The organism is Candidatus Nitrotoga sp. BS, assembly GCF_927797785.1.
In the GTDB taxonomy this organism is placed as follows: Bacteria; Pseudomonadota; Gammaproteobacteria; order Burkholderiales; family Gallionellaceae; genus Nitrotoga.
In genome coordinates, this window is sequence record NZ_CAKMLL010000117.1 from 36,349 (window position 1) to 45,142 (window position 8,794).

The window sequence follows — 8,794 nt, forward strand, 5'->3', positions numbered from 1 at the left end:
CTTGAATTTATAGAGACTCCTATTAATTGCTTTCTTAAGAAAACGCATCTGATGAGTGGAGTCACCATTGACCAGCGGCATTTTTGAAGTGGTAATGAAAATTGATCAATTGTTAGTAGTAGCCGGTATTCCTTTCGCGATTAATAGTCTGCTACTGCTAATGGCACGAAAGCTGGAGCATAAATGGAAAAAATTGAAGTAAAGCGCTGGTGGTGGCTATTACTGATGATCGTTGTGATTTGGTTTGGCACTTTAGAGTACCGTAAGCTGATAAAGCCGGATGAAGGACGCTACGCTGAAATTCCGCGCGAAATGGTAGTGAGTGGCGACTGGGTGACCCCGCGTCTGAACGATCTTAAATATTTCGAAAAACCCCCGCTTCAATATTGGGCGACTGCGACCGCGTATACCTTGTTGGGTGAGCATCAATGGACGTCACGTTTATGGCCTGCATTGACCGGCTTTTGCGGGTTATTATTGGTGTGGTTTGCCGGTACACGCTTGTTCGGGCGCGAAGCAGGACAGTATGCGGCCTTGATTCTAGGCAGCAGTTTGTTATATGTGCTGATCGGGCATATTAATACGCTCGATATGGGTGTGACGTTCTTCCTCACCCTTGGCATTGTCGGCCTGCTACTTGGTCAACAGGCCGAAGCCGATACGCGTACCCGGCGTAACTGGCTCTATTGTGCGTGGGCAGCTTTGGGTTTGGCAGTATTGAGCAAGGGGCTAATCGGACTTGTGCTGCCAGCTGCCGCATTGGTGATTTATTCTGTGTTGCAGCGCGATCTGACACCATGGAAACGTCTCAATCTGGTGACCGGGCTATTACTGTTTTTGCTTGTCACTGCGCCATGGTTCATTTTGGTGATGAATGCCAATCCAGAATTCTTCGAGCGTTTCTTCATCTATGAGCACTACACGCGATTTTCTACCAAGGATTTAGGACGTTATCAGCCTTGGTACTATTTTATTCCCATCCTGCTGGCAGGCATGTTGCCGTGGACGGTTTTAATGTTTGATACCTTGCTGCGCACTTGGAAAGGCGCCGCATATATCGGTAAGGCATTTAACCCGGAACGCTTTCTGCTGATATGGGTGGTGTTCATTTATGTATTCTTTTCGGTGTCCGGATCAAAACTTCCGTCCTATCTGCTGCCGATGTTTCCAGCTTTGGCATTGTTAATGGGCAAACGGCTGGCTGAGATACGCGAACGGGTATTGCTGTGGCAACTCGCTCCGGCCTTATTGGCGCCGGTGGCAACATTGGGATTCGCACCTTTTACAGCGCAACTGGCAAAAACACCCCTACAAATAGACATGTATCGTGATTACGCAACTTGGGCAGTGGTGGCTGCACTTGTAATTCTGTTTGGGCTGATCTCTGGCATGATGTTATTGACACGCAACAAAAAATCTCTGGCGGTGTTGGTGGTGGCATTAAGCTCTTTAATAGGGGCGCAAATTGTTTTATCCGGGCATAATACTGTGGCCAGATCGCGTTCTGCGTACCATATTGCCGAGTCAATCCGTCCCTATGTCAAGCCTGATATTCCATTGTATTCGGTGGGCACTTACGAGCAGACTCTGCCGTTTTACCTGAAGCGCACCTTCACCTTGGTTGCCTTTCAGAATGAAATGGCATTCGGTATTATGCAGGAGCCGCAGCGCTGGATACCAGACATCGCCAGCTTCGCGAAAATATGGGGTAAGCAACCAGCAGCCTTGGCGATCATGCCGGTTTATTTATATCCGCAACTTATACAGCAAAGTGTGGCAATGAAGATTATTTTCGAAGACACGCAACACATCGTCGTGAGTAAACCATGAACCTGATCAACTTCGGCCTGATTTTCGTTGGCGTGATGCTCAATGTTGCTGCGCAACTCATGATCAAGGCCGGAACTAACAGCATTGGTTATTTCGAGTTCAGTCGTAGCAACATTCTGCCTGTCGGTGTGCGTCTTGCCACCGAGCCTCACATTATTGGGGCAGTAGCCTGTTATGTGTTCAGCGTGGTGATATGGATACTGGCTTTATCACGCGTGCAAGTCAGTATTGCTTATCCGCTGTTGTCCATGGGGTATGTAGTAAATGCGGTGGCGGCGTGGTGGTTCTTTAATGAATCAATCAACCCGGCTAAAGTGGCCGGCATCAGCGTAATCATTCTGGGCGTTGTCATTATTTCTCGAGCATGAGCGAATTTCTTCCATTTTCTCGCCCATCAATTGATGAGGCTACTATTGCTTCTGTAGCGGAAACCCTGCGTTCCGGCTGGATTACCAGTGGCCCCAAGGTTCAGGAATTCGAGAAGCAGCTCTCTGATTATTTCGGTGGGCGTCTGGTGCGCACCTTCAACTCCGGCACTTGTACCATGGAAATCGCCCTGCGCATTGCGGGTATAGGGCAGGGTGACGAAGTCATCACCACGCCCATTTCATGGGTGGCCACCGCCAACGTCATACTCGAAATCGGCGCAACTCCGGTGTTTGCTGATGTTGATCCCGTTACAAGAAACATTGATCTAGACAAGGTTGAGGCGGCGATCACGCCGCGCACTAAAGCAATCATCCCGGTCTATCTGGCGGGCAAACCGGTGGATATGGATCGCCTCTACAAGATAGCTGCCAAGCACAAATTACGCTTGGTCGAAGATGCCGCGCAAGCTATTGGTTCCACATGGCAGGGCAAGCCCATCGGTTCGTTCGGTGATTTTGTTTCGTTCAGCTTTCAGGCCAACAAGAATATTACTACCTCGGAAGGTGGGTGTCTGGTGCTGAACAACCCAGAGGAAGCCGCACTCGCCGAAAAGTACCGGCTGCAAGGCGTCACGCGGAGCGGCTACGATGGCATCGAAGTGGACGTGCTGGGCGGCAAATTCAACATGACCGACATCGCTGCCGCCATAGGCTTAGGCCAGTTCGCGCAATTAAATGTGATCACCGCACAACGACGTAAATTGGCGCGGCATTATTTCGCGACACTCGGTAAAGATTTCGAAGCACAAACTGGAGCGCAATTACCCCCGGCTGATTTTGAAAACACCAACTGGCATTTGTTTCAGATAGTGCTGCCGGAGCGAATCACACGTGCTGATTTTATGGCGCGCATGAAAGACAAGAACATCGGCATCGGTTATCACTATGCGCCTATTCACCTATTCAAGCTGTATCGAGCATTGGGTTTTAAGGAAGGCATGTTCCCAATTGCAGAGCGCGTTGGGCGTCAGATCGTTTCCTTGCCAATGTTTGCGGCGATGAATGAAAGTGATGTTGAGCGCATGTGTGCGGAGATGCTTGCAGTATTGAAAAATTAGCGTGCGTATAACGCACGCTGTGCAGTTGGTCATACCTTAATTTTCTTATACTTACTTTCAATTTCGCTAACCTCACCCTCTGCGGTAAAATGCTGCACCATGAATATTCCCCAACTTTCCGTCGTCATTCCTGTTTATAACGAGGAAGTAGGTCTGCAAACCTTGTTCGATCGTTTATATCCAATACTGGATAATCTCGGTATGAGCTACGAGGTCGTGTTTATCAATGATGGCAGCCGAGACCGTTCGGCCGCCATCCTGCGCGAGCAATTTCAGCGCCGCCACGATGTAACAAGGGTGATTCTGTTTAATGGCAATTTTGGTCAGCATATGGCGATCACTGCGGGCTTTGAGCATGCGCGCGGTGCGCGCGTAGTGACGCTGGATGCCGACCTGCAAAATCCGCCGGAAGAGATAGCCAAGCTGCTCGCCAAGATGGATGAGGGTTACGATTACATTGGTTCCATCCGTAAGCAGCGTAACGATAGTTGGTGGCGGCATCTGGGTTCACGCGCTATGAACCGGCTGCGCGAACGTATTACGAATATTAAAATGACTGATCAGGGCTGCATGTTGCGCGCGTATGATCGCTCCCTCATTGATGCGATCAACAGTTGTCAGGAGGTGAGTACTTTTGTCCCGGCTCTGGCCTATACTTTTGCGCGCAACCCCACCGAGGTGACGGTAGAACATGAGGAACGTGCGCTGGGTGAATCAAAATATTCGTTATACAGTCTGATTCGTCTTAATTTTGACCTGATGACTGGATTTTCTGTAGTACCCCTGCAATGGTTCTCCATGGCTGGAATTGCAATTTCATTGATGTCTGCATTCTTAGTGGTCGTTCTACTGGTGCGTCGCCTGTTTGTCGGCCCCGAAGCGGAAGGGCTGTTCACCCTGTTCGCCATCGCTTTTTTCCTGATCGGTCTCACCCTGTTCGGTATCGGTCTGCTGGGGGAATATATCGGCCGCATTTATCTGCAAGTACGCCATCGTCCGCGCTATCTGATTCAAGCTATATTGGACAAGACTGTATGACACGCGTGGTCGTTTTTGCTTACCATAACGTGGGTGTTCGTTGCCTGTCTGTATTGCTGGCGCATGGCGTGGAGGTGGCGCTGGTGGTTACGCATCGTGACAACCCGAAAGAAAATATCTGGTTTGCCAGTGTGGCCGAGTTGGCTGCTCTGCATAGCATTCCGGTCATCACACCGGACAATCCCAATACGGTGGAAGTGCTTGAGCAGATTCGAGCGTTACAACCGGATTTTCTTTTTTCCTTCTATTATCGCGAAATGTTTAAGCGCGAGTTGCTGGAAATTCCTAGACATGGTGCGCTCAACATGCATGGCTCGCTGTTACCGAAATATCGAGGCCGGGTGCCGGTCAATTGGGCCATTATTAACGGCGAAACAGAGACTGGCGCGACTTTGCATTACATGACAGAAAAACCGGATAATGGTGCGGTGATAGCGCAGCAGGCCGTACCAATATTGTCTGATGACACTGCACTCGAAGTGTTTCAAAAAGTTACTGTGGCGGCTGAAATTACGCTGAATGCTTGCTTGCCCACGCTACTTGCCGGTACGGCAAAACCAGTATTGCAGGATTTGAGCCAAGGCGCATATTTCGGTGGACGTAAACCGGAGGATGGCATTATTGACTGGTTGCAAGATGCGCGCACCATTCACAACCTGGTGCGAGCTGTGGCACCGCCTTATCCGGGTGCGAGCACACAACTTTTGGGCAAATCCATGCGCATTCTGCAAACGTTGGTCACAACTTGCACTGCAACGGGCGAGACACCAGCCTTCTATGTCAAGGAAAGCAAGGCATACGCTATTTGTGGGCAAGGCGTACTGCGCGTAGTACGTTTTGAGTTGGATGACATAGAAATGAGCGCCACTGAGTTTTTTACCCAGTATGGCGCGGCAAGATTTGAATTTAATGTGTCTCAATAATGGTTAAAGAGTTCGCGAGTTATTTATCGAGTCGCCCAAATGGATTGATAGTGACCGTTATGGGCATCAGTATAAGTTCAGAGTTCATCATCCTTGCGCAGGCGGGAATACAATTTTAATGCCTCAGTTAGCTCTTAAAATTGATGTTGATACCTATCGCGGCACGCGCGAGGGAGTTCCGCGTTTAGTAGAAATGCTGAAGCGACACAATGTGCAAGCCACATTTTTCTTTACTCTCGGCCCGGATCACACAGGGCGCGCTATTCGGCGTGTATTCCGTCCTGGATTTTTAGGCAAGGTGTCGCGTACCTCAGTGCTGGAACACTACGGCATCAAGACGTTACTGTATGGCACCTTATTGCCTGGGCCAGATATTGGACGTCACTGTGTACAAATATTACGCTCGGTACGTGATGCAGGTTTTGAAGTCGGCATTCATTGCTATGACCATATCCGCTGGCAGGATTATGTCGCAGGCAAAGATGGCGAATGGACAAGGCGCGAGATGCAGCGTGCAGTGGATAGATTCATCGAGATTTTTGGCGAAGCGCCTAAGGCGCACGCTGCTGCTGGTTGGCAGATGAATCGGCATGCCCTGCGCCTGATGCAGGTATTAGGTTTTGATTACAGTTCTGACACACGCGGCATACATCCCTTTATCCCCACTTGGGATGCTGAGATTGTTGCCTGCCCACAGCTACCAACCACCTTGCCCACACTGGATGAAATCATCAATCGAGAGGGGGTCACGCTGGAAAATGTGGCGCAGCACATACTCCGACTGACTGCGCTCCCTCCTACGATGGGCCATGTATATACACTACATGCCGAGTTGGAAGGCGGCAAGTGGATGCCAGTATTCGAACAGCTCATCACGGGCTGGAAAGAACAGGGCTACGAGCTTGTTTCAATGCACCAGTATTTTGAAAAACTCAAAGGCACTCTGCCACTAAATGAGCTTGTGATAGGGACAGTGGATGGGCGTAGCGGAACGCTGGCCATGCAGGGAAAATAGGTTAGACATACTCCAATTTTCAGTTTAGAGGTGCCCTTTAGTTTTAATTCTGGTGGCTTGTCACAAGAGGAACTAGATGCGAGTGCGTGGAAACTGAATATCTACCCCCAAAGTCACTTGGGTTCAGGATTACGGCACAAGACAACAAAACCCTAAGCCGTTTATCTGAACCGCAATAGCTTCCCACATCCTCCAAAAAAACCTCAAAGCCAATAGTCGCTTAAGTTCCAAACAGAACGCCACACAGCACTAGGTTGCGCAGTGTGCTCGGTTGCGACCAGCACGCTTCGCTTCATAGAGCGTACTGTCGGCGCGGGCAAATACCGCTGTCGGTGTAGCATCGTCGGACTGCTTGCACTGCACGACACCGATACTTACCGTCACCGATATAATCTGGCCATTGACGATGTAGCGCATTTCATTTACCTGAGAACAGATGCGCTCTGCCGTTTTACGCGCCAGATCCACCGTTGCTTCAACCATGATAATGACAAATTCATCGCCACCATAGCGCGCAGCGTAATCTACACTGCGGATCGACTGGCCGAGTATCTTGGCCACGGCTACAATTACTTCATCACCCGCAATATGACCATGGCTGTCATTGAGAGTCTTGAAGTAATCAATATCCATCATGAGCACTGCAAAAGGTCGCTGGTTACGCTTGAATCGAGCGAGCTCATCTTTCAGGATTGCATCAAGTTTGCTGCGGTTATACAGACCGGTAAGACCATCGGTAATGGAAAGCGTCTCAAGTAGCTGATTTTGTTGCTGCATGGCTTCATTTGTAGCTACTATCTCGGCGTGACTATGACGCAGCTTGTTTGCCATCTTGTTAAATATCCGGGTGAGGTGGCCGAATTCATCATTTCGTGTCACAGGCAGTTGTACATCAAGATCGCCGTCGGCGATGCTGTTGGCTGCATCAATCAGATGCTGCAGTGGCGTGACAATTGAACGACCCATCCGAAAAGCCACCGCTGTTACTATCAACGCTAGTGTGCACACCAATGCCAGAAACAGATTGCGAAACTCTACCCAGGCGGCGTAGACCTCATCACGATCTTGTTCTGCCACTACCGTGACTGATAACGCAGCAGGCGTATCTGCCAGCCCAATAACTTCGCGATCCATTAGCCCTTGAAAGACCATGGACTCGCCAGTCTTTGCAAGCAGCTGGCGCAGCACCTTCGCATCCAGCGACGTTCGTTTGGTTGTACCAGCGCGGCTGCTAAGCAGTTCCCTGCCGTTTTGGTCCAGCAAGAGTACCTCGCCCAGCGGTGATTTCGTCGAGCTTTTCAGATAGGGTTGGGCGGTACGTAGATCAAGCTCGGCCACCAATGCACCCATTAGTACATTGCCGTACGACAATACAGGTACCGCAACGCTAAGCGTCGCGGTAGCACGCTGATTATTCCAGTGGGGTGGTACGAGCACGACTCCTTCGGTGAGCGCACTGTCCGGCCAGCTTTGAGGCAAAGTTACTGCGGAGGGTGCCACCGCGCTGCTAGCCACAATCTGCCCGGCAGCTCTGACCACGGTCAATTCCAATATTGTGTCAAGTTGTGACTGCACCGAACGCAGGTAGTGTGTCAAGGCCTGCGGAGTTATATTGGGCTTGCCTGCAAGTGGGTGAGTAGTCGCAGACAGTCCGTCTATGACTGCATTAGATGTGGACAGTGCCCGCACTGCGTGGATGTGCTTATTGATCCACAGTTCCAACTCGCGACTGGCCTGGCTTGCCAGGGCGCGCAGTTCTCGGGGTACATTGTCGCTTATCCGCGCCTCGTTCTGGCGGAACGACAGCAGCCCCAAGCCCAGCGATGGGATAAGCGTGGCCAGGATGGCGAAAACAAAAATTTTGCTTTTAATACTTTTCAAAAACACCATTGGTATGAATTTCCTTGCTGCAAAAACACTATCGAACGTTATGTGCCCGACCATAAGACAGCTGCCAGTAAAAGTGGTGCTGAACTTGGCCTAAATAGCTAAAATAAAAACCACAAGCCATCATTAAGGCTATCTCATAATTATCTAATTTAACTTGGTAACTATATAAATGGTAAATGATTTTTGTTGCACATAAAACACTCAAACCTATGCTAAAAAACATTTGGTAAGTTTTCAAATTTTGTTCAACAACTAATTGTGACATAGCCTAAATTAAAATGGATTTGCAACTATCTTGGAATAAAGATCCAATGCTAACTTGTAAAGTGATTTGCATCTCGACCGACTATGACACTGAATATTGAGGCAAGTCTGAGTCATGTTTGTATAAAAGCCGACACTATTATTTGTGCAAGTGCGGTATTAAATAGGGTTTTTATAAATATTGTTTTATAACAATATGTTACTTGATTTATCATGAATCTGCGCCAGCAATGTTCGCATTTGCACCACTATGTCCCGCGCTTGATCAATCTCTCCCTCCCCTTTGAGCTGCTCTAGCGTCATACACAATTCACCAAATCTCATTGCACCTACAGTTCTAGCCGATGA

At 49.3% G+C, this 8,794-nt stretch carries 9 protein-coding genes; 7 read left to right on the top strand and 2 right to left on the bottom strand.

Translation table 11 applies throughout. From position 1 onward, the window contains the following. Positions 1–67 precede the first annotated feature (67 nt). The 7 genes from MJ769_RS14475 (at position 68) to MJ769_RS14080 (ending at position 6,292) form a co-directional block, all read left to right on the top strand. On the top strand, positions 68–202 hold the full coding sequence (locus tag MJ769_RS14475; RefSeq protein WP_256445730.1) for a hypothetical protein: 135 nt from the start codon (positions 68–70) through the stop codon (positions 200–202). Next, positions 184–1,830, top strand: a complete 1,647-nt coding sequence (locus MJ769_RS14055) for a glycosyltransferase family 39 protein (RefSeq protein ID WP_239237767.1) — start codon at positions 184–186, stop codon at positions 1,828–1,830. Before MJ769_RS14475 ends, MJ769_RS14055 begins: the two co-directional genes overlap by 19 nt. After that, positions 1,827–2,198 (top strand): DMT family transporter, encoded by a 372-nt coding sequence (locus tag MJ769_RS14060; RefSeq protein ID WP_239237768.1) that lies wholly within the window; start codon positions 1,827–1,829, stop codon positions 2,196–2,198. Before MJ769_RS14055 ends, MJ769_RS14060 begins: the two co-directional genes overlap by 4 nt. After that, positions 2,195–3,316, top strand: coding sequence for a DegT/DnrJ/EryC1/StrS family aminotransferase (locus tag MJ769_RS14065; protein WP_239237769.1), 1,122 nt, complete (start codon positions 2,195–2,197; stop codon positions 3,314–3,316). Before MJ769_RS14060 ends, MJ769_RS14065 begins: the two co-directional genes overlap by 4 nt. Before the next feature lie 99 nt (positions 3,317–3,415). Beyond that, positions 3,416–4,354 (top strand): glycosyltransferase, encoded by a 939-nt coding sequence (locus MJ769_RS14070; RefSeq protein ID WP_239237770.1) that lies wholly within the window; start codon positions 3,416–3,418, stop codon positions 4,352–4,354. Then, entirely contained in the window at positions 4,351–5,277 is a 927-nt protein-coding gene (locus tag MJ769_RS14075; protein WP_239237771.1) for a formyltransferase, read from the top strand. Before MJ769_RS14070 ends, MJ769_RS14075 begins: the two co-directional genes overlap by 4 nt. Before the next feature lie 118 nt (positions 5,278–5,395). Continuing rightward, positions 5,396–6,292: a polysaccharide deacetylase family protein gene (locus MJ769_RS14080; protein ID WP_239237772.1), complete on the top strand. Its 897-nt coding sequence runs from the start codon at positions 5,396–5,398 to the stop codon at positions 6,290–6,292. 249 nt (positions 6,293–6,541) lie between these two features. Here the strand turns inward: MJ769_RS14080 and MJ769_RS14085 are convergent, their stop codons facing one another. Together MJ769_RS14085 and MJ769_RS14825 are read right to left on the bottom strand one after the other, a co-directional pair. Further along, complete coding sequence (locus MJ769_RS14085) at positions 6,542–8,182, bottom strand: diguanylate cyclase (protein ID WP_239237773.1); 1,641 nt, start codon at positions 8,180–8,182, stop codon at positions 6,542–6,544. Positions 8,183–8,632: 450 nt separating this feature from the next. After that, positions 8,633–8,794 (bottom strand): Hpt domain-containing protein (locus MJ769_RS14825; protein WP_445083101.1); only part of this gene is annotated, 162 nt, incomplete at its 5' end.